This is a genomic window from Italian clover phyllody phytoplasma str. MA1 (genome assembly GCF_000300695.1).
Taxonomy (GTDB): Bacteria; Bacillota_I; Bacilli_A; order Acholeplasmatales; family Acholeplasmataceae; genus Phytoplasma.
Genome location: NZ_AKIM01000080.1, coordinates 1 through 254 on the forward strand (window position 1 = coordinate 1; position 254 = coordinate 254).

Sequence of the window (254 nt, forward strand, 5' to 3'; positions counted from 1 at the left end):
CTTTTACCAGTAACGCCGTGGCTAAAACCAAATCGTTATACGATAAAACTACTCAACCAATTCGTCAAGTTATCGAATATATCTATAATAAAATAACAGGAAATGATAAAGATCCTAATTATACTCCTTCATCAAAAGAGAAATTAGGTTATTATCTAACAACTACTTTAAGCGTCATTGGGATTTGTTTGGGAATTGGAAAAGTCGGTAATTGGTTAAAAAGCGGGAAGAAAAAGACTATCAAAAAAGGAACT

The 254-nt window shown here is 31.9% G+C and carries 1 pseudogene; it reads left to right on the top strand.

The features are described 5' to 3' along the window. A pseudogene (locus RI01_RS02545) lies at window positions 1-254 on the top strand (hypothetical protein); the annotation flags it as partial.